23 protein-coding genes are annotated in these 25,267 nt (G+C 63.4%); 5 read left to right on the forward strand and 18 right to left on the reverse strand.

The features are described 5' to 3' along the window. Positions 1 to 40: 40 nt before the first annotated feature. The 9 genes from nqrM to AYB31_RS04810 all read right to left on the reverse strand — a co-directional run bounded on the left by nqrM (position 41) and on the right by AYB31_RS04810 (position 8,933). Positions 41 to 274, reverse strand: coding sequence for a (Na+)-NQR maturation NqrM (nqrM, locus tag AYB31_RS04770; protein ID WP_068826301.1), 234 nt, complete (start codon positions 272 to 274; stop codon positions 41 to 43). Beyond that, on the reverse strand, positions 271 to 1,281 hold the full coding sequence (locus AYB31_RS04775; protein WP_236715502.1) for an FAD:protein FMN transferase: 1,011 nt from the start codon (positions 1,279 to 1,281) through the stop codon (positions 271 to 273). Before AYB31_RS04775 ends, nqrM begins: the two co-directional genes overlap by 4 nt. Continuing rightward, positions 1,274 to 2,497 (reverse strand): NADH:ubiquinone reductase (Na(+)-transporting) subunit F, encoded by a 1,224-nt coding sequence (nqrF, locus tag AYB31_RS04780; RefSeq protein WP_068826303.1) that lies wholly within the window; start codon positions 2,495 to 2,497, stop codon positions 1,274 to 1,276. The genes AYB31_RS04775 and nqrF overlap by 8 nt, the downstream gene beginning before the upstream one ends. Before the next feature lie 10 nt (positions 2,498 to 2,507). Then, complete coding sequence (gene nqrE / locus AYB31_RS04785; protein ID WP_068826305.1) at positions 2,508 to 3,116, reverse strand: NADH:ubiquinone reductase (Na(+)-transporting) subunit E; 609 nt, start codon at positions 3,114 to 3,116, stop codon at positions 2,508 to 2,510. After that, the gene (locus AYB31_RS04790) at positions 3,116 to 3,784 is read right to left on the reverse strand and encodes an NADH:ubiquinone reductase (Na(+)-transporting) subunit D (protein WP_068826307.1); all 669 of its coding nucleotides are present in this window, start codon (positions 3,782 to 3,784) and stop codon (positions 3,116 to 3,118) included. The genes nqrE and AYB31_RS04790 overlap by 1 nt, the downstream gene beginning before the upstream one ends. A 3-nt stretch (positions 3,785 to 3,787) precedes the next feature. Next, a complete protein-coding gene (locus AYB31_RS04795) occupies positions 3,788 to 4,573 on the reverse strand; it encodes a Na(+)-translocating NADH-quinone reductase subunit C (protein ID WP_068826309.1) in 786 nt (261 codons plus the stop codon). After that, positions 4,566 to 5,774 (reverse strand): NADH:ubiquinone reductase (Na(+)-transporting) subunit B, encoded by a 1,209-nt coding sequence (locus AYB31_RS04800; RefSeq protein ID WP_068826311.1) that lies wholly within the window; start codon positions 5,772 to 5,774, stop codon positions 4,566 to 4,568. Before AYB31_RS04800 ends, AYB31_RS04795 begins: the two co-directional genes overlap by 8 nt. Position 5,775: 1 nt before the next feature. After that, positions 5,776 to 7,113 (reverse strand): Na(+)-translocating NADH-quinone reductase subunit A, encoded by a 1,338-nt coding sequence (locus AYB31_RS04805; RefSeq protein ID WP_068826313.1) that lies wholly within the window; start codon positions 7,111 to 7,113, stop codon positions 5,776 to 5,778. A 353-nt stretch (positions 7,114 to 7,466) separates the two neighbouring features. Next, on the reverse strand, positions 7,467 to 8,933 hold the full coding sequence (locus AYB31_RS04810; RefSeq protein ID WP_082805198.1) for a glyceraldehyde-3-phosphate dehydrogenase: 1,467 nt from the start codon (positions 8,931 to 8,933) through the stop codon (positions 7,467 to 7,469). A 134-nt stretch (positions 8,934 to 9,067) separates the two neighbouring features. Here AYB31_RS04810 and mfd point away from each other — a divergent pair, with 134 nt between their 5' ends. From mfd to AYB31_RS04825, 3 genes are read left to right on the forward strand one after another with little or no spacing between them, the layout of a single operon-like run. Further along, positions 9,068 to 12,508: a transcription-repair coupling factor gene (gene mfd, locus AYB31_RS04815; protein ID WP_068826316.1), complete on the forward strand. Its 3,441-nt coding sequence runs from the start codon at positions 9,068 to 9,070 to the stop codon at positions 12,506 to 12,508. An 11-nt stretch (positions 12,509 to 12,519) separates the two neighbouring features. Then, positions 12,520 to 13,044 (forward strand): CsiV family protein, encoded by a 525-nt coding sequence (locus tag AYB31_RS04820; RefSeq protein WP_068826318.1) that lies wholly within the window; start codon positions 12,520 to 12,522, stop codon positions 13,042 to 13,044. Position 13,045: 1 nt separating this feature from the next. Beyond that, a complete protein-coding gene (locus AYB31_RS04825; protein WP_082805199.1) occupies positions 13,046 to 15,652 on the forward strand; it encodes a DEAD/DEAH box helicase in 2,607 nt (868 codons plus the stop codon). A 55-nt stretch (positions 15,653 to 15,707) separates the two neighbouring features. Here the strand turns inward: AYB31_RS04825 and AYB31_RS04830 are convergent, their stop codons facing one another. From AYB31_RS04830 to AYB31_RS04845, 4 genes are read right to left on the reverse strand one after another with little or no spacing between them, the layout of a single operon-like run. Continuing rightward, on the reverse strand, positions 15,708 to 16,448 hold the full coding sequence (locus AYB31_RS04830; RefSeq protein ID WP_068826319.1) for an S-methyl-5'-thioinosine phosphorylase: 741 nt from the start codon (positions 16,446 to 16,448) through the stop codon (positions 15,708 to 15,710). A gap of 13 nt (positions 16,449 to 16,461) precedes the next feature. Next, entirely contained in the window at positions 16,462 to 17,460 is a 999-nt protein-coding gene (nagZ, locus tag AYB31_RS04835; RefSeq protein WP_162493000.1) for a beta-N-acetylhexosaminidase, read from the reverse strand. A gap of 22 nt (positions 17,461 to 17,482) precedes the next feature. Then, positions 17,483 to 18,007: a L,D-transpeptidase gene (locus AYB31_RS04840; RefSeq protein ID WP_068826323.1), complete on the reverse strand. Its 525-nt coding sequence runs from the start codon at positions 18,005 to 18,007 to the stop codon at positions 17,483 to 17,485. A 40-nt stretch (positions 18,008 to 18,047) separates the two neighbouring features. Then, the gene (locus AYB31_RS04845; protein WP_068826324.1) at positions 18,048 to 18,752 is read right to left on the reverse strand and encodes a TetR/AcrR family transcriptional regulator; all 705 of its coding nucleotides are present in this window, start codon (positions 18,750 to 18,752) and stop codon (positions 18,048 to 18,050) included. Between the two features lie 243 nt (positions 18,753 to 18,995). On the opposite strand from AYB31_RS04845, the gene lexA reads away from it, so the two are divergent. Continuing rightward, complete coding sequence (gene lexA / locus AYB31_RS04850; protein ID WP_068826326.1) at positions 18,996 to 19,604, forward strand: transcriptional repressor LexA; 609 nt, start codon at positions 18,996 to 18,998, stop codon at positions 19,602 to 19,604. Positions 19,605 to 19,619: 15 nt separating this feature from the next. Next, entirely contained in the window at positions 19,620 to 20,090 is a 471-nt protein-coding gene (gene sulA / locus AYB31_RS04855) for an SOS-induced cell division inhibitor SulA (RefSeq protein WP_068826328.1), read from the forward strand. Between the two features lie 60 nt (positions 20,091 to 20,150). Here sulA and AYB31_RS04860 read toward each other — a convergent pair whose 3' ends face one another. The 5 genes from AYB31_RS04860 to fadA form a co-directional block, all read right to left on the reverse strand. Continuing rightward, positions 20,151 to 20,384, reverse strand: coding sequence for a hypothetical protein (locus AYB31_RS04860; RefSeq protein WP_068826330.1), 234 nt, complete (start codon positions 20,382 to 20,384; stop codon positions 20,151 to 20,153). Positions 20,385 to 20,452: 68 nt separating this feature from the next. Then, positions 20,453 to 20,971 (reverse strand): DUF6586 family protein, encoded by a 519-nt coding sequence (locus AYB31_RS04865; protein WP_068826331.1) that lies wholly within the window; start codon positions 20,969 to 20,971, stop codon positions 20,453 to 20,455. Positions 20,972 to 21,069: 98 nt separating this feature from the next. Beyond that, the gene (gene topA / locus AYB31_RS04870; RefSeq protein ID WP_068826333.1) at positions 21,070 to 23,679 is read right to left on the reverse strand and encodes a type I DNA topoisomerase; all 2,610 of its coding nucleotides are present in this window, start codon (positions 23,677 to 23,679) and stop codon (positions 21,070 to 21,072) included. Between the two features lie 90 nt (positions 23,680 to 23,769). Then, a complete protein-coding gene (locus tag AYB31_RS04875) occupies positions 23,770 to 24,024 on the reverse strand; it encodes a DUF1653 domain-containing protein (RefSeq protein WP_068826334.1) in 255 nt (84 codons plus the stop codon). 60 nt (positions 24,025 to 24,084) lie between these two features. Next, the gene (fadA, locus tag AYB31_RS04880; RefSeq protein WP_068826336.1) at positions 24,085 to 25,260 is read right to left on the reverse strand and encodes an acetyl-CoA C-acyltransferase FadA; all 1,176 of its coding nucleotides are present in this window, start codon (positions 25,258 to 25,260) and stop codon (positions 24,085 to 24,087) included. Between the last annotated feature and the right edge of the window lie 7 nt (positions 25,261 to 25,267).

Here is a 25,267-nt window from a genome sequence, read left to right on the forward strand (position 1 = left end):
GTCATCGTTCCAGCTTAGCTGGAGCATTTTGCCCGGCACATTAGCGCTTGGTCGCGTCGTAGGCGAGCGTTGCATCCACTACATCGCCGTTCTGCTCACGATTGACCTCTTCGCACTTCTCGCGACTGCCGCCACAGATCGAGCATTCCTTCTCGATACCGAGGTTGGCGATGCCGCCGCAGGAACCGGCGATGGGCTTGCGCCCGAAGATCACGCCGACGGCCATGCCCAGCACCACCAGCAGCATCAGACCGAAAACCAGAACCCAGGTCATGGGGACTCTCCTTCGCCGAAACGGCGAGTAAATGCGGGCGTCGCACGGGTGGCGAAGCCCTGGTCGGTACGAGTGACGAAGAAAGCGGCGATATCCGCGCGCTCAGCGAAGGCATAGCCACGCTTCGGCCCCAGCACCATCAATAGAGTAGACAGCCCATCGGCACGCAGGGTCGATGGATCGACCACGGTCACCGACGCCAGGCGATGAGTGATCGGCGCACCGGTCTGCGGGTCGAGGGTGTGCGAATAGCGTTTGCCATCTTCCTCGAAGTAGTTGCGGTAGTCGCCGGAGGTCGACACGCCGAGGCCATCCAGCTGCAGCACCTTCTGCGCCACCTGCTGATCGTCACGCGGCGCCTCGATGGCAACGCGCCAGGGCGAACCGTCTGGCTTGCGTCCTGCAGCCCTGACTTCCCCAGTCACGTCCAGCAGGTAGCTGGTCACGCCCAGCTGGCCAAGACGCTCGGCGATGCGATCGACCGTATAGCCGGCCGCAATACTGTTGAGATCGACCTGTACCGCAGCATCCTTGCACAGGCGCTTCTCGCCGATCTGCAGATGCTGGTGACCGATGCGCTGACGGGCCTCGGCAATCGCCTCGGCGCTGGGCACCTGCTCGCCGCGCGCCTGCGGGCCGAAGCCCCAGAGATCGAGCAGCGGCTCCAGGGTCAGATCGAAGGCACCATCGCTTTCGGCACTCAGCTCGTCGCCAGCCCGCACCAGTTCCAGCACGGCAGCCGGCATGACCCGACAGCTGTGGGCTGGCAGGCGATTGAACTGGGAGATGTCGGAATCCGGGCGCCAGGTGGACATCTGCCGATCGACTTCGGCGAGCAGACCGTCCACTTCGGCCTTGAGGGCGGCAGGCTCGGGAGTCCCCTCGCCTGCCAGGTACTTCAGCGAGTAGTGGCTGCCCATGGTCGGGCCGCCGAACTCCTCGATCTTCTCGCCGCAACCGGCCAGCAGGGCGCTGGCCAGCAACAGACATACCGCAGGTTTAACCACCGAAATCGTCCAGCAGGATGTTCTCGCGCTCGACACCCAGATCCAGCAGCATCTTGATCACCGCAGCGTTCATCATGGGCGGGCCGCACATGTAGAACTCGCAGTCCTCCGGCGCCGGGTGGTCCTTGAGGTACTGCTCGAACAACACGTTGTGAATGAAGCCCTTGAGGCCGGTCCAGTTGTCTTCCGGTTGAGGGTCGGACAGCGCCAGGTGCCACTCGAAGTTGGGGTTCTCCGCGGCCAGCTGGTCGTACTCTTCGGTGTAGAAGGCTTCGCGCAGCGAGCGCGCGCCGTACCAGAAGCTGATCTTGCGCTTGGAGCCCAGGCGCTTGAGCTGGTCGAAGATGTGCGAGCGCATCGGCGCCATGCCGGCGCCACCGCCGATGAAGACCATCTCGGCCTCGGTTTCCTTGGCGAAGAACTCGCCGAACGGACCGTAAACGGTGACCTTGTCGCCCGGCTTGAGGTTGAACACCCACGACGACATCTGGCCCGGCGGCAGGTGATCCTTGCCCGGTGGCGGCGAAGCGATACGGATGTTGAATTTGACGATGCCCTTCTCGTCCGGGTAGTTGGCCATCGAGTAGGCGCGAATCACCGTCTCGTCGACCTTGGACACGTACTTCCACTGGTTGAACTTGTCCCAGTCGCCGCGGTACTCGGGCTGAATGTCGAAGTCCTTGTAATTGACCACGTGCGGCGGGCACTCCAGCTGCACGTAGCCACCGGCGCGGAAGTCCACGCTCTCGCCTTCCGGCAGACGCAGGGTCAGCTCCTTGATGAAGGTGGCCACGTTGGGGTTGGACTCCACCGTGCACTCCCACTTCTTCACGCCGAAGACTTCTTCCGACACTTCGATGTGCATGTCCTGCTTGACCGGAGTCTGGCAGGACAGGCGCCAGCCGGCCTTTGCCTCGCGCTTGGTGAAGTGCGATTCCTCGGTGGGCAGCATCTCGCCACCGCCCGACTCGACGATGCACTTGCACTGGGCGCAGGTACCACCGCCGCCGCAGGCGGAAGACAGGAACAGGTTGTTGGCCGCCAGGGTCTGCAACAGCTTGCCGCCGGCAGGCACGGTCAGCGTCTTTTCACCGTTGATGACGATGTTCACGTCGCCGCTGGAGACCAGCTTGGCGCGTGCAGCCAGGATGATCAGCACCAGCGCCAGAACGATGGCGGTGAACATGCCGATGGCCAGGAAAATCTCGAATCCCATCGTGTTCTCCTTACAGCTGGATGCCGCCGAACGACATGAAGCCGAGCGACATCAGACCGATGGTGATAAAGGTGATGCCCAGGCCCTGCAGGCCTTCCGGCACATCGCTGTACTTGAGCTTCTCGCGGATGCCGGCCAGCAGCGCGATGGCCAGGGCCCAGGAGAAACCGGAGCCGACGCCGTAGACCACGCTCTCGGAGAGGTTGTAGTCGCGCTCGACCATGAACAGGGTGCCACCCATGATGGCGCAGTTCACGGTGATCAGCGGCAGGAACACGCCGAGGGCGTTGTACAGGCTGGGCACGTACTTATCGAGCAGCATCTCGAGGATCTGCACGATGGCAGCGATCACCCCGATGTAGCTGAGCAGGCCGAGGAAGGACAGATCCACCTCCGGCAGCCCGGCCCAGGCCAGAGCGCCGTCCTTGAGCAGGTAGGCGTAGATCAGGTTGTTGGCCGGCACGGTGATGGTCTGCACCACCACCACGGCGATGCCGAGACCGATGGCGGTCTCGACCTTCTTCGAGATGGCGATGAAGGTACACATGCCGAGGAAGAAGGCCAGCGCCATGTTCTCGACGAACACGGCCTTGGCGAACAGGCTGAGATAGTGTTCCATCAGTAGGCCTCCTTGTTCGATACCTGCGGCGCCATCTTGAAGCTGGGCGCCTCCACCTGGTCTTTCTTCCAGCTACGGATGGCCCAGATGAACAGACCGATCAGGAAGAATGCCGAAGGCGGCAGCAGCAGCATGCCGTTGGGCTGGTACCAGCCACCATCGTTGACGGTCGGCAGCACGGTGTAGCCGAGCAGCTTGCCGGCGCCGAACAGCTCGCGCACCACGCCCAGGGCAATCAGCATGGCGCTGTAGCCCAGGCCGTTGCCGATACCGTCGAAGAACGACAGCACCGGCGGGTTGGCCATGGCGAAAGCCTCGGCGCGGCCCATCACGATGCAGTTGGTGATGATCAACCCGACGAACACCGACAGCTGCTTGGACAGCGAGTAGGCGAATGCCTTGAGCGCCTGATCCACCACGATCACCAGCGAGGCGATGATCACCATCTGCACGATCATGCGGATCGAGCTGGGGATCTGGCTGCGGATCATCGAAATGAACAGGTTGGAGAAGGCGGTCACCAGGGTCAGGGCCACCGACATCACCAGCGCGGTCTTCAGGTTCGAGGTCACCGCCAGGGCCGAGCAGATCCCGAGGATCTGCAGGCCGATGGGGTTGTTGTTGAAGATCGGGTTGAGCAGAACTTCTTTATAGGTCGGTTGCGACATCGCTTATGCCTCCCCTTTGCCCAGCTTGGCCAGGAACGGGCCGAAGCCGTTCTCGCCGAGCCAGAAATGCAGCAGATTGTTCACGCCCTTGCTGGTCAGCGTGGCGCCGGCCAGGGCATCGACCTGATGCACGGCCTTCGGGCTCTGCGGATCGACGCCGCCCTTGATGATTTCCACGGCCAGCTCGCCGTTTTCATCGAACAGCGACTTGCCGACCCACAGGCCTTTCCATTTCGGGTTGTCTACTTCGCCGCCGAGGCCGGGGGTCTCGCCGTGCTGGTAGAAGCCGAAGCCGACCACGGTATTCAGGTCGCCCTTCACCGCGATGAAGCCATGCAGGGTCGACCACAGGCCATAACCACGCACCGGCAGGATCAGGGTCTGCAACTGGCCATCCTGCTCAACCATATAAACGGTGGAGAAGTCTTCGCGACGTTTGATCGAGGCGATGTCCTGCTCGCCGCTCAGCGCTTCGGACAACTTCGGGTCCTTGGCTGCCTTGAGCGGGTCGAAGGTGGCTGGGTTCTGCGCATCGCTGAAGGTGCCGTTGCGCAGGTCCACGACCTTGGCCTGGATGCGCTCGCCGAACAGCGCTTTCACCTGCTTGGCCGTCATGCCCGCCTCACCCAGGCCGGCAATGGCCAGGATGCTGCGTTGTTTGTCGAGCTGACGGTTTTCCAGCTGGGTCGGTTTCAGTGCCACGGCCGCGCCGGCGACGAACACCGAGCAGACCAGGCACACCAGCACCGCTACGGTGAGGGTGCGAACAGTCGATTCTTTGTTAGCCACGAGCGAGCCTCCGCTTGATGTTGGCCTGGACCACGAAGTGGTCGATCAGCGGTGCACAGAGGTTGGCGAACAGAACCGCCAGCATCATGCCTTCCGGGAAGGCCGGGTTGACCACACGGATCAGCACCACCATCACGCCGATCAGCGCACCGAAGATCCACTTGCCGGTATTGGTCATGGAAGCCGACACCGGGTCGGTGGCCATGAAGATCATGGCGAAGGCGAAACCGCCCACCACCAGATGCCAATGCCAGGGCATGGCGAACATCGGGTTGCTATCCGAGCCGATGGCGTTGAACAGGTAGCTGGTAGCGACCATGCCCAGCATCACCCCGGAGACGATGCGCCAGGAGGCGATCTTGCTGATCAGCAGCACGGCGCCGCCGATGAAGATCGCCAGCACGCTGGTCTCGCCCATGGAGCCGTGTTCGAGGCCGACGAAGGCATTCCACCAGGACAGGCCGGTGGCCGCGACCTGCTCCATGCCGCCGGCAGCCGCGACCGAAAGCGTGGTAGCGCCGGCGAAACCGTCGACCGAAGTCCACACCGCGTCACCGGACATCTGCGCCGGGTAGGCAAAGAACAGGAAGGCACGACCGACCAGAGCAGGGTTGAGGAAGTTCTTGCCGGTACCGCCGAACACTTCCTTGCCGATCACCACGCCGAAACTGATGCCCAGGGCCACCTGCCACAGCGGAATGTCCGGCGGCAGGGTCAGAGCGAACAGTACGGAGGTGACGAAGAAGCCTTCGTTGACCTCGTGGCGGCGAATGGAGGCGAACAGCACCTCCCAGAAACCGCCGACGATGAAGGTGGTCAGGTACACCGGCAGGAAGTAGGCGGCACCCTGGATGAAGTTGTCCCAGACGCTGGCCGGGTCGAACCCTGCGAGCATGCCGATCAGGCCGAAGCGCCAGCCTTCCTGGCTGGCCAGCAGCTCGGGCTGGGCAGCGAAGATAGTATTGGCCTGGTAGCCGACGTTCCACATACCGAAGAACATGGCCGGGAAAGTGCAGAGCCACACGGTGATCATCATGCGCTTGAGGTCGATGCCGTCACGCACGTGGGCGGTGGTCTTGGTCACGCTGCCCGGTCGGTAGAAGAAGGTATCCAGGGCTTCGTACAGGGCGTACCACTTCTCGTACTTGCCGCCCTGTTCGAAGTTGTGCTCGATCTTGTCGAGGAATTTGCGCAGGCCCATCTCAGCCCTCCTTCTCGATGCGAGTCAGGTTGTCCCGCAGGATCGGGCCGTACTCATACTTGCCGGCACACACATAGGTGCACAGGGCCAGGTCTTCTTCGTCCAGCTCCAGGCAACCGAGCTTCTGCGCCATCTCGGTATCGCCGACGATCAGGTAGCGCAGCAACTGGGTAGGCAGGATGTCCAGCGGCATCACTTCCTCATAGTTGCCCACCGGCACCATGGCACGCGGACTGCCGTTGGTGCTGGTGTCCATCGGCAGCAGTTTGCCGCCGAGCAGCTTGGAGACAAAGATGTTCAGCACCGAGTGCTTGTTCACCCCGGCACGCAGGTAATGCAGCAGCTCGCGCTCGCGACCTTCGTGCAGGCAGGAAAGCTGCACGTGGTAGCGGCCGAGGAAAGCGAAGGCGCCGCGAGAGGTACGACCACCGAACACCGAGCCGGAAATCACCCGATTGTTACCGGGCTGCAGCTCGCCGGCGGCCAGTTCGTCCAGGCTCGCACCCAGACGGGTGCGCAACAGGCGGGGCTTTTCCACCACCGGGCCAGCCAGGGCAACCACACGTTCGACCGACAGTTTGCCGGTGGTAAACAGCGCGCCGATGGCGATGACATCCTGATAGCCGATATACCAGACGCTCTTGCTGACGCTGACCGGATCGAGGAAGTGGATATGCGTACCCGGCAGACCTGCCGGGTGCGGACCGGAAAAGCCTTCGCTCTGCACACCGGCCAGGCTTTCGCCCGGCAGGCTGACGCCTTCGGCCTTGCACAGAAAGACCTTGGCCAGGCGGGTCAGTACCTTGAGGCCGTTTTCGAAGTCACTCGCCTTGTCGGCGATGATCACGGCAGGATCGGCAGCCAGCGGATGACTGTCGATAGCGGTGACGAAAATCGAGCTGGGCTGGGCGTCGACGGCGGCCACCTTGCTGAACGGACGGCTGCGCAGCGCAGTCCACAGGCCGGACTGCTGCAGGTTGTCACGTACGACCTGGGGTTCCAGACTGGCCAACTGGGCGGCATCGTAGCGGGCGAACTCGATACTTTCGTCACCTTCCAGGTCGATGACCACGGATTGCAATACACGCTGCTCGCCGCGATGGATCGCACTGATCACGCCCGCGCCAGGCGCGGTGAAATGCACACCAGGATTCTTCTTGTCGGAGAACAGGACCTGACCCAGTTTGACTCGGTCACCGACCTGCACGGCCATGGTCGGCTTCATGCCTTGGTAGTCGCAACCCAGCAGGGCCACGCTGCGCACCGGGCGAGCCGCTTCGATGCGCTGCTCGGGTGCGCCACTGATGGGCAGATCCAGCCCTCGTTTGATCTTTATCATTGTTTGTCCCAAACACCGGCAACGGTGTTTCCGCAGGGTTCGAACACGACCGGAACGCCAGGGGCGGGCCACTGCAGCAGCCTTGCAGTGGCCCGCCCTGCACTGTTCCGGGGCGAAAATCTCAGGGATTATAAGGAGATATAAGCAAGCTGCACACCCACGGGTGCTACCTGCGACCTATCAGTCGTAACAACAAGCAACAGAGCAACTGACCCGCCACAGCCCGCGATACGGCAAGCCGAAAAAGCACCGTAACGCGCCCTGCAGCAAGCCCTGCTCGTCCATTCGACCATGGTCGAAGGCAGAAAACAAAAACGGGAGCCGAAGCTCCCGTTTTGCATGCCGCGCCGCGCTTACTGCGGGAAGGCCGGCGGGTTGACCCCAGCCATGTCTTCCATCACACGCACGACCTGGCAGCTGTAGCCGAACTCGTTGTCGTACCACACATACAGCACGACGCGATTGTCGTTGCAGATGGTGGCTTCGGCATCGACCACACCAGCGTGGCGGGAGCCGACGAAGTCGGTGGACACCACTTCCTGCGACTGCACGAAGTCGATCTGCTTCTGCAGGTCCGAGTGCATGGCCATCTGGCGCAGGTACTCGTTGATCTCTTCGCGAGTGGTGGCCTTTTCCAGGTTCAGATTGAGGATGGCCATGGACACGTTCGGCGTCGGCACGCGAATGGCATTGCCGGTCAGCTTGCCTTTCAGCACCGGCAGGGCCTTGGCGGCAGCGGTAGCAGCACCGGTTTCGGTGATGACCATGTTCAGCGCGGCGCTGCGGCCACGACGGCTACCCTTGTGGAAGTTGTCGATCAGGTTCTGGTCGTTGGTGTACGAGTGAACGGTTTCGACGTGACCGTTGACGATGCCGTACTGGTCATTCACAGCCTTCAGCACCGGCACGATGGCGTTGGTGGTGCAGGAGGCGGCGGAGATGATCTTGTCGTCAGCAGTGATCTCGGCATGGTTGATGCCATGCACAATGTTCTTCAGCGCGCCCTTGCCCGGCGCAGTGAGGACGACGCGATCGATACCCGGGCACTTCAGGTGCTGACCCAGGCCTTCGGCGTCGCGCCATTTGCCGGTGTTGTCAACCAGCAGCGCATCCTTGATGCCGTACTGGGTGTAATCGATCGAGGCCGGATCGTTGGAGTAGATGATCTGGATCAGGTTGCCGTTGGCAGTGAGGGTGCTGTTCTCCTCATCGATGGTGATGGTGCCATCGAACTTGCCATGCACGGAGTCGCGGCGCAGCAGGCTGGCACGCTTGACCAGATCATTCTCGGCGCCCTTGCGCACGACGATGGCGCGCAGGCGCAGGCCGTCGCCACCACCGGTCTTCTCGATCAGGATGCGCGCCAGCAGGCGGCCGATGCGGCCGAAGCCGTACAGAACAACATCAGTACCTTCGCGGGCAGCACCGTTCTGCTTACCGGCCACCTCGGCCAGCTCGTCCTTGGTGAACTGCTCGATGCTGCGACCAGCGCCTTCGCTCTTGAACTTGGCAACCAGCTTGCCCAGGTCCACGGAAGCCGCGCCCAGTTTGAGCTCGGTCATGGTCTTGAGGATCGGGAAAGTATCGTGAACCGACAGTTCGACCTCGCCATCCAGACGGTGACGGGCGAAACGGTGGGCTTTGAGAATGTCGATCACCGAACGGTTGATCAGACCACGGCCGTAGATCGAGGTCACCACGCTGTTGTTGCGGTAGAGCTGACCGATCATTGGAATCATCGCTTCTGCGAGGGCTTCACGATCGATCCACTCACCGAGACACTGGTCGGGCTTCTGGGTCACGGGCAATACCTTCCACATGTAGGGGCTGAAAAAAGGGGCTACATTATGACGGCGCGCGCTAGCCGGAGCAATGCGCGCCTGTCGCAACTGACAGTGGGCGCCTCCCCTCGCTACAATCGCCCCCTTAAATTCCGCCTGGGGCCGCGACACCCGTGTCCGTACTGCACTTGCCGAAACTACCGGCCGCAACCGGTAAACAGCACTGGGGCAACCTGCCCGGCGCCGCACTGAGCCTGGCCATTGCCGAGGCAGCCAGCGCCGCCAAGCGTTTCACCCTGCTGCTCACCCACGACAGCCAGAGCGCCGAGCGCCTGCAGGAAGAGCTGGCGTTCTTCGCCCCGAACCTGCCGGTGCTGCACTTTCCCGACTGGGAAACCCTGCCCTACGACGTGTTTTCGCCCCACCAGGACATCATCTCCCAGCGTATCGCCACCCTGTACCGCCTGCCGGAGATCAAGCATGGCGTCCTGGTAGTGCCGATCGCCACTGCACTGCACCGCCTGGCGCCAACCCGCTTCCTGCTCGGCAGCGGCCTGCTGCTGGATGTCGGCCAGAAGCTCGATGTCGAGGAAATGCGCGCGCGCCTGGAAGCCGCCGGCTACCGCTGCGTGGATACCGTCTATGAACACGGTGAATTCGCCGTACGCGGCGCGCTGATCGATCTGTTTCCGATGGGCAGCGAAACGCCCTACCGCATCGACCTGTTCGACGACGAAATCGAGACCCTGCGCACCTTCGACCCGGAAACCCAGCGCTCGGTGGACAAGGTCGACAGCATCCGCCTGCTGCCGGCCCGCGAGTTCCCGCTGGAGAAGAAGGCCGTCACCGATTTCCGTGGCCGCTTTCGCGAGCGCTTCGACGTCGACTTCCGCCGCTGCCCGATCTATCAGGACCTTTCCACCGGCATCACCCCGGCAGGCATCGAGTACTACCTGCCGCTGTTCTTCGAGGAAAGCGCCACCCTGTTCGACTATTTGCCGCAGGACACCCAGGTGTTCTCCCTGCCCGGCATCGAGAAGGCCGCCGAGCAGTTCTGGCAGGATGCGCGCAACCGCTTTGATGATCGCCGTGTCGATCCGGAACGTCCGATCCTGCCACCTGCAGACATTTTCCTGCCGGTGGAAGACTGCTTCGCCCGCCTGAAAAACTGGCCGCGCGTGGTGGTCGATCAGAACGACATCGAAACCGGCGTCGGCCGCGAGCGTTTCAACGCCCGCCCGCTGCCCGACCTGGCGATCCAGGCCAAGGCCAGCGAGCCATTGGCGGCGCTACGCCGCTTTATCGAGGAATACCCGGGCCGGGTGCTGTTCAGCGCCGAGTCCGCCGGCCGCCGCGAAGTGCTGCTGGAGCTACTCGCCCGCCTCAAGCTCAAACCGCGTGAAGTTGCCGACTGGCACGAGTTCACGGCCAGTAAGGAGCGCCTGGCCATCTGCATCGCCCCACTCGACGAAGGCCTGCTACTCGACGACATCGCCCTGGTCGCCGAGAGCCCGCTGTTCGGCCAACGCGTGATGCAGCGCCGCCGCCGCGAGAAATCGCGCGATGGCGGCGACAACGTGATCAAGAACCTCACCGAGCTGCGCGAAGGCGCGCCGGTAGTGCATATCGACCACGGCGTCGGCCGCTACCTGGGCCTGGTGACCATGGAATTCGACGGCCAGGCGGCCGAATTCCTCGCCCTGATGTACGCCGAGGAAGCCAAGCTCTACGTGCCGGTCGCCAGCCTGCACCTGATCGCCCGCTACACCGGCAGCGACGATGCCCTGGCGCCGCTGCACCGCCTGGGCTCCGAGACCTGGCAGAAAGCCAAGCGCAAGGCCGCCGAGCAGGTACGTGACGTCGCCGCCGAACTGCTCGACATCTACGCCCGCCGCGCCGCCCGCGAAGGCTACGCGTTCAAGGATCCGGCCGCCGACTACGCCACCTTCAGTGCCGGCTTCCCCTTCGAGGAAACCCCGGATCAGCAGAACGCCATCGAGGCCGTGGTGGCTGACATGCTCGCCGCCAAGCCGATGGACCGTCTGGTCTGCGGCGACGTCGGCTTCGGCAAGACCGAGGTGGCCATGCGCGCCGCCTTCGTCGCCGTGCATAGCGGCCGTCAGGTAGCCGTGCTGGTGCCCACCACCCTGCTCGCCCAGCAGCACTACAACAGCTTCCGCGACCGCTTCGCCGACTGGCCGGTAACGGTCGAGGTGATGAGCCGCTTCAAGACCGCCAAGGAGATCAATGAAGCGGTGGCCAAGCTGGCCGAAGGCAAGATCGACATCATCATCGGCACCCACAAGCTGCTGCAGGACGATGTGCGCTTCAAGGACCTGGGGCTGTGCATCATCGACGAGGAGCACCGTTTCGGCGTGCGCCAGAAGGAGCAGCTCAAGGCCCTGCGCAGCGAGGTGGACATCCTCACCCTCACTGCCACGCCGATCCCGCGCACCCTCAATATGGCGGTGTCGGGCATGCGCGACCTGTCGATCATCGCCACCCCGCCGGCGCGCCGCCTGTCGGTACGCACCTTCGTCATGGAGCAGAACAACCCGACGATCAAGGAAGCCCTGCTGCGCGAACTGCTGCGTGGCGGCCAGGTGTACTACCTACACAACGATGTGAAGACCATCGAGAAGTGCGCCGCCGACCTGGCCGAACTGGTGCCGGAAGCGCGCATCGCCATCGGCCACGGGCAGATGCACGAGCGCGACCTGGAACGGGTGATGAGCGACTTCTACCACAAGCGCTTCAACGTGCTGGTGGCCTCGACCATCATCGAAACCGGCATCGACGTGCCCAGCGCCAACACCATTCTCATCGAGCGTGCCGACAAGTTCGGCCTGGCCCAGCTGCACCAGCTGCGCGGCCGCGTTGGCCGTAGCCACCACCAGGCCTATGCCTACCTGCTGACGCCGCCACGCAAGGGCATGACCGACGACGCGCAGAAGCGCCTGGAGGCCATCGCCAATGCCCAGGACCTCGGCGCCGGCTTCGTCCTGGCCACACACGACCTGGAGATCCGCGGCGCCGGCGAGCTGCTCGGCGACGGCCAGAGCGGACAGATCCAGGCGGTCGGCTTCACCCTCTACATGGAAATGCTGGAGCGCGCGGTCAAGGCCATCCGCAAGGGCGAGCAGCCCAACCTGGACCAGCCGCTCGGCGGCGGCCCGGAGGTCAACCTGCGGGTTCCCGCACTCATTCCCGAGGACTACTTGCCGGATGTGCATGCCCGTCTGATCCTCTACAAGCGCATCGCCAACGCCGCTGACGAGGATGGCCTGAAGGAATTGCAGGTGGAGATGATCGACCGCTTCGGCCTGCTGCCGGAGGCGACCAAGAACCTGGTGCGCCTGACCCTGCTCAAGCTGCAGGCAGAAAAGCTGGGGATCAAGAAGATCGACGCCGGCCCCCAGGGCGGGCGCATCGAATTCGCCGCCGATACCTGCGTCGATCCGCTGGTGCTGATCAAGCTGATCCAGGGCCAGCCGAACCGCTACAAGTTCGAAGGCGCCACCCTGTTCAAATTCCAGGTGCCGATGGAGCGCCCGGAAGAACGTTTCAATACTCTGGAGGCGCTGCTGGAGCGCCTCGCCCCGCAATCCGCCTAAAGGACTGACCCATGCGTGCGCTTCGCCTTATCCCCCTGCTGTTCTGCCTGCTGGCCCCGGCCGCCTTCGCAGACGGCCTGTACCAGATCGAAGTCATCGTCTTCCGCCAAGCCGGCGAAGCACTCAGCAGCAGCCAGCCGGCACCGGATGACTGGGCGGTAGGCGCCGCGCCGATTGCCGGCAACGAGCGCGGCACCGCCCTCAACAATGAGGCCGCCAAGCTCAACCCGGGCAACGGCTACGAAGTGTTGCTGCACCAGGCCTGGGCGCAAAACCTGTCGGCCGTGCCGACCAAGAGCGCCCTGAGCACCGGCACCGAGCAGTTTGGCCACTACCCGGCCGAGGGCACGGTGAGCCTGAGCGAGCAGGATCGCCTGGTCGACCTGGAGGCGAACATCTGGATCAACCGTTTCGACGCCGACGGCCTGCTCACCGGCAGCGAGCGGGTTCGCCAGCGCACTCGTCTGCGCCCCGGTGAGTTGACCTATCTGGACAACGGCAGCCTCGGCCTGCTGGTCAAGGTTACCCAGCTCTGATATGGCGACGCTGCAGGAGTTGCTGCAGCACGACGCCTGGCAGTCCCTCTTCGACCCCGGCGCGCTCGAACGTGGCCGGCGCTATGCCGCCCAGGGGCGCGTCCGGATACTCAGCCAGGAAGCGGAGCAGATCCACGCCAGCTGCCAGGGCAGCGCCGAGCACCGCTACCAGCAATGGATTCGCCCCGGCGCAGCCGGCGTGCCGCTGCTGGCCCGCTGCAGCTGCCCAGTGGGCTACAACTGCAAGCATTGCGCAGCGGTGCTATTGCAGATCGACCCGACAGGCTTTACCGAGAACACAGCAGCAGCACCACGCCTGATCGATGACCTGCAACCCATCGCCCACCTGGCCCTGGGCAGCCACCTGCAAAGCGTCTACCAGCCGGGCAATCGCCGCACCGTGCAGCAACAGCAGCACCGCGCCGGCCTGGCGTTCGCCTATGCCGGACGCCTGGTGCACGGCAAGCGGGTCGCCAGTGGCGAGCGCATTCGCCAGATCATCGATGGTCAGCCCGTCAGCATCCTGCGCCAGCCCGAAGCCGAGCAGCGCCTGCGCCAGCAACTGGAGCGCTACGGCCTGCGCCCGGCCATGCGCCAGAGCCTGGCCCTGGCGCCGGACAGCGGCGAGATGTACGAATTGCCCGGCGACGGCGCCTGGCTGCGCTTCGTCCAGCAGGGGCTGCCCGAACTGCAGGCGCAGGGCTGGCAGATCGATCTGCGCCCCGGCTTCCACTTCGATCTCAGCCCACTGCAGGGCTGGTACGCCGAGATCGACGAGGCCCCCAGCCAGGACTGGTTCGACCTGGAACTGGGCATCCTGGTCGACGGCCAGCGCATCAGCCTGCTGCCGGTGCTGTTGCGCCTGATCCGCAATCGCCCCGAACTGCTGGCGCCGGCCAACCTGGCGCGTCGCGGCGACGACGAACTCCTGCCCATCCAGCTGGAGCACAAGCGCAGCAGCGACGGCAGCCCCCTGCAGGTCGCCCTGCCCTTCGCCCGCCTCAAGCCACTGCTGAGCACCCTGGGCGAGCTGTACCTGCACGAACCGGACCCCAGCCCCAGGTTGCGCCTGAGCGCCCCGGACGCCGCGCGCCTGAGCCAGCTCGACGAATTACCGCTGCAATGGCAGGGCGGCGAGCGCCTGCGCGACTTCGCCCGACAGCTGCAGCACAGCCACGCACTGCCACAGGGCGCGCCGCCTGGGCTACAGGCCGAACTGCGCCCCTACCAGCTCGATGGCCTGCGCTGGATGCAGACCCTGCGCGAGCTGCAGGTCGGCGGCGTACTGGGCGACGACATGGGCCTGGGCAAGACGCTGCAGAGCCTCGCCCATCTGCTGTGCGAAAAACGCGCGGGCCGTCTGGATCGCCCGGCCCTCGCGGTGATGCCCACCAGTCTGATTCCCAACTGGCTGGACGAAGCTGCCCGCTTCGCCCCCGAACTGCGCGTGCTGGCCCTGCACGGCCCGAAACGCAGTGCCGACTTCGCCAGGCTTGCCGAATATGACCTGCTGCTGACCAGCTATGCCCTGCTGCCGCGCGACCTGCCGCACTGGCGACAACAGCCACTGCACGTGCTGCTGCTCGACGAAGCCCAGTACATCAAGAACCCGGCCAGCAAGGCAGCCCAGGCCGCCTGCCAACTGCAGGCCCGGCAGCGCCTGTGCCTGACCGGCACGCCGCTGGAAAATCACCTGGGCGAGCTCTGGTCGCTGTTCCACTTCCTCATGCCAGGTTGGCTGGGCGACGCCAAGCGCTTCACCCGCGACTACCGCACGCCCATCGAGAAACACGGTGATGAGGCACGCTTGGAGCACCTCAAGGCGCGGGTCAAACCCTTCCTGCTCAGACGCCGCAAGGATCAGGTAGCCAAGGAGCTGCCGGCCAAGAGTGAGATGATCCACTGGGTGGACCTCGGCCAGAGCCAGCGCGACCTCTACGAGACAGTGCGTTTGGCGATGGACCGTAAGGTACGCGAGGAGATCGGCCGCAAGGGCCTGGCCAGCAGTCAGATCGTCATCCTCGAAGCCCTGCTCAAGCTGCGCCAGGTGTGCTGCGACACCCGCCTGGTGCGCGCGGACGGCGCCGCCCAGTCGGCCAAACTGGACAGTCTGCTGCAGATGCTCGACGAGCTGTTGGCCGAAGGCCGCCGCGTGCTGCTGTTCTCACAGTTCACCTCAATGCTGGCGCTGATCGAGACCGAACTGCAACGCCGGGGCATCGCCTACGCCCTGCTCACCGGCGCCACCCAGGATCGCCGCACCCCCGTACAGCGCTTCCAGGCGGGCGAACTGCCGCTGTTCCTGATCAGCCTCAAGGCCGGCGGCACCGGCCTTAACCTGACCGCGGCGGACACCGTGATCCACTATGACCCCTGGTGGAATCCGGCGGCGGAGAACCAGGCCACCGACCGCGCCTACCGCATCGGCCAGGACAAGCCGGTCTTCGTCTACCGCCTGATCGCCCGCGGCACCGTGGAGGAGAAGATCCAGCAACTGCAGCAGCGCAAGGCAGCGTTGAGCGCCGGTCTGCTCGATGGCGGCAACCAGGGCGACTGGCAACTGCGCCCCGAGGACATCGACGCACTGTTCGCCCCGCTGCCCGGCTAGCAGATGCCGAAAGACAGTGGACCGCTGACCGCAGAGTTCGGCTCCGCCGCCGGCATCAGCCTTGCGCCAACACCCGACTCAGCACCGCGCGTACCTTGTCGATTCCCTGGGCCAGCTCGCGCTCGATATCGGCCATGGTGATCAGGCCACTGGCCTTGCCTGCGGCGGGATTGACCACCAGGGCCAGGCAGGCATAAGGCAGCTCAAGCTCGCGCGCCAACGCCGCCTCGGGCATGCCGGTCATGCCGACGATGTCGCAGCCATCGCGCTCCAGGCGGACAATTTCCGCCGCGGTTTCCAGGCGCGGCCCCTGGGTGGCGGCGTACACACCGTGACTGCTGTGCGGATAGCCCAGCGCCGCCAGCGCCTCGATCAGACGGCCACGCAACGCCTCGTCGTAGGGGTAGCTGAAGTCGACATGGGTGACATGCTCGATCTCACCCTCGAAAAAGGTATGCGCGCGACCCCAGGTGTAGTCGACCAATTGATGCGCTACGCACAGGTGCCCACTGCCCATGGCCGCATGAATGCCGCCCACCGCGTTGACCGCAAGGATCGCCTCGGCACCGGCCTGCTTGAGCGCCCACAGGTTGGCGCGATAGTTGATCTGATGCGGCGGGATGCGATGCGGATGGCCATGACGAGCCAGGAACAGCACTTCTCGACCGGCGTATTCGCCATGCAGCACGGCCGCCGAAGGCGCGCCGAAGGGGGTGTCCAGATTCTGCATCTGCTTGATGCTCAAGCCTTCCAGCTGAGTCAGGCCGGTGCCGCCGATGATGGCGTAGGTTGTCATGGCGAATACCCTCTCAATCGATCAGCTGCGCATCGCGCAGTGCTGTCACGGCCTGCAACCAACGCGGCTGCTGGCGATAGTCGGTACGAGCGAAGCCCCGGCCGCGCATGCGTGCCAAGCCCCTGGGCGGCAATGCCTTGAGGCGCTGCAGGGCGCTCAGGGCCAACTCAGCGGCTGCGCGGTCGTTGCACACCAGCCCCATGTCGCACCCGGCCGTGAGCGCGGCTTCGATGCGATTGGCGGCATCGCCCACGACATGAGCGCCGGCCATGGACAGATCGTCGCTGAAGATCACCCCTTCGAAGCCCAAATCGCCACGCAGGATGTCCTGCAGCCAGCGCCGCGAGAAGCCGGCCGGGCTGTCGTCCACCTGCGGGTAGATGACGTGGGCGGGCATCACCGCCGCCAACTGCCGACTCAACTGGCGGAACGGCACCATATCGCAGGTGCGGATCTCGTCCAGGCTGCGCTCATCGACCGGAATGGCGACATGGGAATCGGCCTCGGCCCAGCCATGGCCGGGGAAATGCTTGCCGCAGGCGGCCATGCCCGCCGCATTCATGCCGCGGATAAAGGCACCAGCCAAACGGGTCGCCAGCTCCGGGTCACCCTCGAAGCTGCGACTACCGACCACGGCACTGCGCTGGTGGTCCAGATCCAGAACCGGCGCGAAGCTGAGATCCAGACCCACAGCCAGCACCTCGCTGGCCATCAGCCAGCCGCACTGCTCCGCCAGATACTCGGCAGCGGCATTGTCGGCCAAGGCGCGCATGGCCGGCAGGCGCACGAAGCCATTGCGCAGGCGCTGCACTCGACCGCCCTCCTGATCCACGGCCAGCAACAGATCGGGGCGCACGGCGCGGATGGCAGCGCAGAGCTCACGCACCTGGCGCGGCTCCTCGATATTGCGTGCGAAAAGAATCAGCCCACCTACTTCGGGTTGACGCAGGATCCGGCGGTCTTCGGCAGTCAGCCAGGTACCTTGGATGTCCAGCATCAGGGAACCATACAGGGGAGTCGTCACAACAGAGTCCTTAGGCGAGGTCGGCCGCCGCCCACTCGGGGCATGCCGCCTCGTCGATCAACACCGCACAGTGCGGTGGTACGCGAGGAAAAAGAGTCAACAGATCGGCATTGCGCAAACGCACACAGCCATGGGACAGCGGCACGCCCATAGGTTCGCTGTCCGGCGTGCCGTGCAGATAGATATAACGACGAAAAGTGTCGACTGCCCCGAGGCGGTTGACACCCGGCTCGCAGCCGCTGAGCCAGAGGATGCGGGTCAGAATCCAGTCGCGCCCCGGGAATTGCGTCGCCAACTCTCGCGACCAGACCTCGCCGGTCCAGCGCCGCCCACGCAGTACGGCGCCCTCGGGCAGCCCCTCACCAATCTTCGCCCGCACCTGATGGCGGCCACGGGGCGTACAGTTCGAGCCACTGCGCTCGCCAGGGCCATTGAGCGCGGTAGACACCGGCAGATGCAGGCACAGCTGCCCGTCGGCAAAGCCGTACAGGCACTGGTCAGCAATGGAGATATGCAGGAAATCGAGCAGGTACATGGGCCGCTAGCTTAGCCCATCGCCCCGCCCGGGCACAGGGTCAGCCGGCCTTGGCGGTAGCCGTCTTGCTACGCGGCTTGAACTGGGCATTGGCCAGAACGTCGTCGCTCACACCGCTCTCGGCACGCATACCCGCCGCGAGGAACGGCACCATCAGACGCATGACCTGCTCCATCGAGGTGTCCACGCCAAAGTCGTTCTCGGCCATGCCGCGCAAGGCCTTGATGCCGGACATGCTGAACGCGGCAGCACCGAGCATGAAATGCACGCGCCAGAAGATCTCCAGCGGCGGCAACTTCGGCGCGACCTCATTGAGCAGCAGCATGTAGCGGCGGAAGACCTTGCCGTACACCTCTTCCAGGTACTTGCGCAGGTGACCCTGACTCTGGCTGAAGGCCAGCCCCAGCAAGCGCATGAAGATCGACAGGTCATTGCCACTGCGGGGTTTCACCGCCAGGGCCTGCTCCACCAGCATGTTGAGCAGGTCCTCCAGGCTGGGCTTGTCACCGGCACGGACCTGACGGCGATCCAGTTCGCGCTCCAGGCTGATGCAGAACGGCCCCAGGAACCGCGAAAACACCGCCTGAATCAACGCTTTCTTGGAACCGAAATGGTAATTCACCGCCGCCAGATTGACCCCGGCCTTGCTCGTGATCAGGCGCAGAGAGGTTTCCGCGAAGCCTTTTTCGGCAAACAGCTGCTCTGCAGCATCCAAGATGCGCTCAACGGTTTCTGATTGAGCCATGACATACCTACCTGACAAACACTTGTTTGAAACATACGTATCAGACAGACGCCCTGTCAAGCCTGACAGGCCTTTTCATGGCTGGCCGGTCACCCATTAAACCATAGAGCAATCGCGGCAGAACTGCGGGCATCTCGGCAAACACCCGGATTGGCCATTTTGCCCGTCACAAAAAACAGGTGTTGCCAGCGACAAATCACTGTATATAATCACAGCAACTGTATAAACAGACAGACCACCAGCATGCTCAAACTGACGCCGCGGCAAACCGAGATCCTTTCTTTCATCAAGCGCTGCCTGGAAGACAACGGCTATCCGCCAACCCGCGCGGAAATCGCCCAGGAGCTCGGATTCAAATCACCGAATGCCGCCGAGGAGCATCTCAAGGCCCTTGCGCGCAAAGGTGCCATCGAGATGACTCCAGGCGCCTCGCGCGGCATCCGCATTCCCGGCTTCGAGCCTGCCAACGATGAAGAAGGCCTGCCCGTGATCGGTCGCGTAGCTGCCGGCGCACCGATCCTGGCACAACAGAATGTCGAAGACTCCTGCAAGATCAATCCCGAGTTCTTCCACCCCAAGGCCGACTATCTACTGCGCGTACGCGGCATGAGCATGAAAGATATCGGCATCCTCGACGGCGACCTGCTGGCCGTGCACACCACCCGCGAGGCACGCAACGGCCAGATCGTGGTAGCGCGCATCGACGATGAAGTCACCGTCAAACGCTTTCAGCGCAACGGCAACAAGGTGCTGCTGATTGCCGAAAACCCCGAGTTCGCACCGATAGAAGTGAACCTGGAAGAACAGGACCTGGTAATCGAAGGCTTGAGTGTCGGCGTAATCCGCCGCTGAGTTAAGGAGAGCTTCATGCAGTTCCCGCAGTCGCTGAACCGTTCGCAACTCCCGCTGTTTGAAGCCTTCATCGGCAGCACCATGCCGCAATTGCTCGACGATATGGTGGAAACACCCTGGCTCGACGAGCCAGAACCCTTCAGCGAACTGCGCCTGTCCGGCTCTCCGGGCAACTGCCGCCATCTGCTCGGCCCTGTGCTGCGCGAACTCAGCCAGAACCAGGATGCACGCTGGCTGACCCTGGTTGCCCCGCCAGCCTCTATCACCAATGCCTGGCTACGTAGTGTCGGCCTTAACCTGGATCGACTGCTACTGCTGCAACCTCGCACTGGCCAGGATGCTCTGGAACTGACCCGCGAGGCCCTGCGCCTGGGCCGCAGCCATACCGTGGTGAGCTGGCTCAACCTGCAGGCCGCGCAACGCGCGCACCTGAGCAGCGCCGCCCGCATGGGCAGTGCGCAAAGCCTGAATATTCGACTGGATTGAAGCGTAGAGCTCGGGGCGTAAATTACCCCAGCTTAGATGCCCGTTGCGGGCATCAGTCAATCAATGCAACACGCGAGGCTGCTCATCCTGCTCGAGATCGCCTTCAGCCAGGCGACCGGCCATCTGCACGCCGACGTTGAGCATGGCCTTGGCCACCTCGACGTGGTGTCCCTGCATAAAGGCCCGAGCATCCGCCGAGAAATCCAGAGTCACCAGCACTTCTTCATCCTCGGCACGACGCAGAATAATACGCCCATCGGGCATTTCGACGATTTCAAGGAAGGATGTAGACATAACTTAACTCTCCAAGCGGGCGATCAGTGTACCAGCCAAGGCGGTGTCACCCTAGCCCACCGATCCCGTCAGCACTCGCTGAGCGACTCTCGATAGCGCAGCACCAGCTGTTTGAGCTGCTGCCGCCAATCTTCCAATTCAGCACTGCTCAGCGGTGGCTCTGCCTCATCGACGCTGACCGCCTCGATCAACGGCAGGGTCGGATCTACCTTGGCTTTCTTCGGCGCCTGTGTCGGCCTGTGCAGCTCCGCGTGAGCAGCAAGCAAGCGCGCTAGCCAGCTTTCCGGTTGCTGCGCTATCTCCATCAGCTCAGCCAGCTCAGGCGTCGGGGTGGACTGCAGAACCTGGGAACTGAGGATCAAGTCGACGCGCGGGGCACCCGCTACAGCCAGCTTGTAGTAGTCGGTAATCTCATGGCAGAGCCCCAGTACGGCACCGTACAAATGGAACAAAGCAGCTTCACGCTCCGCTTGCAGCAGCGCCTGCGCATTGGCGACCTGCCCCGCTTCGGCCCTGCGCAGGCTTTCGAGCGCCAATCCGGCGAAGAAGATCTTCTGGTTGGTACGAGTGTAGGGCTCATGGGCCATGACCAGCTCCTCTGCGTCAGCCAGACGCTGTGACGCAAACAGAAAATATCTCGGGGCGCCTCAAGGACGCCCCAGCAGAGCGCGCATACGAATGAACGTCAGCGCTTGTCTTCCACCTTCCACTTGCCACCGTCGAAGAAAGCGCGCCAGCCGGTGGGCTTACCATCCACCTCACTTTGCACATACTGCTCCTTCGTTTTACGGCTGTAGCGGATCACCGCCGGGCGGCCATCGGGGTCCTTGGCCGGGGCAGCCAGCAGGAAGTGGTACTTGGGATCGATCTCGTCCTTGTGCGGAATCAGCTCCAGCACCAGCGGGGCGCGCGTTTCTCGGTTCTTCGGGAAACCGCTGGCAGCGAGGAACAGGCCGGACGCACCGTCACGCAGTACGTAGGTATCGTTGACCTTCTCGCACTTGAGTTCGGGCATCGGCACCGCATCCATCTTCGGTGGTGCGGCTTCACCACTCTTGAGCAGCTTGCGGGTGTTCTTGCAGCTGGCATTGGTGCAACCGAAGAACTTGCCGAAACGACCGGTCTTGAGCTGCATCTCGCTGCCACACTTGTCGCACTCCAGGCTTGGCCCTTCATAGCCCTTGATGCGGTACTGACCCTGCTCGATCTCGTAGCCGGCACAGTCCGGGTTGTTACCGCAGATATGCAGCTTGCGCGTTTCATCCAGCAGATAGGCATCCATCGCCGTGGCACAGATCGGGCAGCGATGCTTGCCCAGCAGCACTCGCGACTCGGACTCGCCTTCGTCATCCGCAGCAATTTCATCGCCCGGAATCAGGTTGATAGTGGCCTTGCAGCGCTCTTTTGGCGGCAGCGCGTAACCGGAACAGCCGAGAAACACACCGGTGGATGCAGTACGGATCATCATCGGTCGGCCACAGTCACGGCACGGGATGTCGGTCAATGTCGGCTGGTTGGCGCGCATGCCGGTATCAGCGACTTCGGCCACTTCGAGCTTCTTCTTGAAGTCGCCATAGAACTCGTCGAGCAGATGTTTCCAGTCCCGCTCACCCTGGGCAACGTCGTCCAGGTGCTCTTCCATCCCGGCGGTGAAGCCGTAGTCCATCAGGTTGGCGAAGCTTTCGCTGAGGCGCTCGGTGACGATATCGCCCATCTTCTCCGCGTAGAAACGACGGTTATGCACCGTAACGTAGCCGCGATCCTGAATGGTCGAAATGATCGCCGCGTAGGTGGACGGGCGACCGATGCCGCGCTTTTCCAGCTCCTTGACCAGGCTGGCTTCGGAGAAACGCGCAGGTGGTTTGGTGAAGTGCTGGCTCGGGTCGAGCTTGATCAGCTTGAGCGCCTCGCCTTCCTTCATGTCCGGCAGCACATCGTCCTCACCCGGCTTGCTCTGCTGTGGCAGCACGCGGGTATAGCCATCGAACTTGAGGATACGGCCCTTGGCACGCAGATCGAAGCTGCCAGCCTTGGCGGTAACGCTGGTGGACAGATATTCGGCCGGCGGCATCTGGCAGGCGACGAACTGGCGCCAGATCAGCTCGTACAGACGCTCAGCATCGCGCTCCATGCCGGACAGCTGGGTCGGACGCAGGTTGACGTCGGACGGACGAATCGCCTCGTGCGCCTCCTGGGCACCCTCCTTGCTCGAATAGGAGTTCGGTTTGGCGGGCAGGTACTTCTGGCCGTACTCGTTGTCGATGAAGCCGCGCACCATCTCGATGGCGTCGTTCGACAGGTTGGTCGAGTCGGTACGCATGTAGGTGATATAGCCCGCCTCATAGAGACGCTGGGCCATCATCATGGTCTTCTTCACCCCGAAGCCAAGGCGATTGCTCGCGGCCTGCTGCAGGGTGGAGGTGATGAAGGGAGCGGACGGCTTGCTCGAGGTGGGTTTGTCTTCGCGCTTGCTCACGCTGTAGCTGGAAGCCTTGAGCTTCTCCAGCGCAGCCATGGCCTGAGCTTCATTGAGCGGCTTGAAGGCCTCGCCGTTTTCGCGGGCCACCTCGAACCGCACCTTGGCGTCCTTGGCGGTGCCCAGGTCGGCGTGCACTTCCCAGTACTCTTCCGGCACGAAGGCACGGATTTCCTTCTCGCGCTCGACCACCAGCTTCACCGCCACCGACTGCACGCGGCCGGCAGACAGGCCACGGGCGATCTTCGCCCACAGCAGCGGCGAGACCATGTAGCCCACCACGCGGTCGAGGAAGCGGCGCGCCTGCTGGGCGTTGACCCGATTGATATCCAGCTCGCCGGGCTGGGAGAAGGCCTCCTGAATGGCCTTCTTGGTGATCTCGTTGAACACCACGCGCTTGTAGCGGCTGTCATCGCCACCAATGGCCTCGCGCAGGTGCCAAGCGATGGCCTCCCCCTCGCGATCCAAGTCGGTTGCGAGATAGATGGTGTCGGCATCCTTGGCCAGGCGGCGCAGCTCTTCGATCACCTTTTCCTTGCCGGGCAGGATCTCGTACTTGGCTTTCCAGCCGTGCTCGGGATCGACCCCCATACGGCTGAACAACTGGCGTTTGGCTTTTTCCTTGGGCGACAGCGCCGGGGCCTCGGCAGCCGCAGCTTTGCCACGCTTGGCGGGCTCCTTGCTGGCGCTGGCGGAACCGCTGGTGGGCAGGTCACGAATATGGCCGATGCTCGACTTCACCACGAACTGGTTGCCCAGATACTTGTTGATGGTCTTGGCCTTGGCCGGGGATTCCACGATGACCAGCGATTTGCCCATGGACTGGAGAATTCCTGAATACGAAAAAGAAAGAATAAGCGGCGGGCGCCTATAAAGGCACCGCTATATATAGTGGCCGTCGAGCTCAGGTCAAGGGTGAATCCCTGAGGCACTCGGCCCGATCAATGCAGATTCAGCCTCGATCAGAGCAAAGCGCGGGACCGTCTCGCCGTCCAGCTCGACCGTACCGCAGAACATCTCAAGCGGCCTGACCCAAAGGCCGAAATCGCCGTACAGCGCCTGATAGACCACCAGCCACTCCTCGGTTTCCGAGTGTTGGGCAGTGGCGAAGACGCGGTATTGCGGCCCCTTGTAGTGACGATACAAGCCGGGTTGAAGTTGCATGCAAGACTCCTGAAAAACAAAAACCGGGGCACAGGGCCCCGGTTTTCACATCCCGAACGCTTAGACGCGTTCGAAGATGGTGGTGATGCCCTGACCGAGGCCCACGCACATGGTGGACACGCCCAGAGTACCGCCGTTCTGCTTCATCACGTTCAGCAGGGTGCCGGAGATACGCGCACCGGAGCAGCCGAACGGGTGGCCCAGAGCAATGGCGCCGCCGTGCAGGTTAACCTTCTGCTCCATCTTGTCGAGGAGTTTCAGATCTTTCAGCACCGGCAGAGCCTGGGCAGCGAAGGCTTCGTTGAGTTCGACGAAGTCGATGTCATCCATGCTCAGGCCAGCACGCTTCAATGCCTTCTGAGTGGACGGTACCGGGCCGTAACCCATGATCGCCGGGTCGACACCAGCGACGGCCATGGCGCGAACCACGGCCATCGGCTGGATACCCAGGTCCTGAGCGCGCTGGGCGCTCATGACGATCATGCAGGAAGCGCCGTCGGTGATCTGCGAGGAAGTACCCGCAGTCACGGTGCCGCCTTTCGGGTTGAATGCCGGCTTCAGGGCGGCCAGGCTCTCGAGGGTGGTTTCCGGACGAATGGTTTCGTCGAAGTCGAAGACCTTGAGGAAGCCATTCTCGTCGTAGCCCTGCATCGGGATGATTTCATCCTTGAACTTGCCTTCGACGGTGGCCTTGTGTGCCAGACGGTGCGAACGCTCACCGAAGGCGTCCTGCTGCTCGCGGCTGATACCGTGCATCTTGCCCAGCATCTCGGCGGTCAGACCCATCATGCCCGACGCCTTGGCGGCGTACAGGGACAGGTGCGGGTTCGGATCGACGCCGTGCATCATGCCGACGTGGCCCATGTGCTCCACACCGCCGACAACGAACACGTCGCCGTTGCCGGTCTGGATCGCCTGCACGGCAGTGTGCAGGGCGCTCATGGAAGAACCGCACAGACGGCTGACGGTCTGGCCGGCACTGGTGTGCGGGATCTGGGTCATCAGCGACGCCATACGCGCGATGTTCCAGCCCTGCTCCAGGGTCTGGTTGACGCAGCCCCAGATCACGTCTTCGACTTCAGCCGGGTCCAGCTTGGTGTTACGCGCCAGGACGCCACTGATCAGGTGTGCCGACATGGTCTCGGCACGGGTGTTGCGGTGCATGCCGCCCTTGGAACGACCCATCGGGGTACGACCGAAGTCGACGATGACTGCATCTCTCGGATTCAGGCTCATATTTCTA

This window comes from Pseudomonas sp. BMS12, assembly GCF_001592875.1.
Classification (GTDB): domain Bacteria; phylum Pseudomonadota; class Gammaproteobacteria; order Pseudomonadales; family Pseudomonadaceae; genus Aquipseudomonas.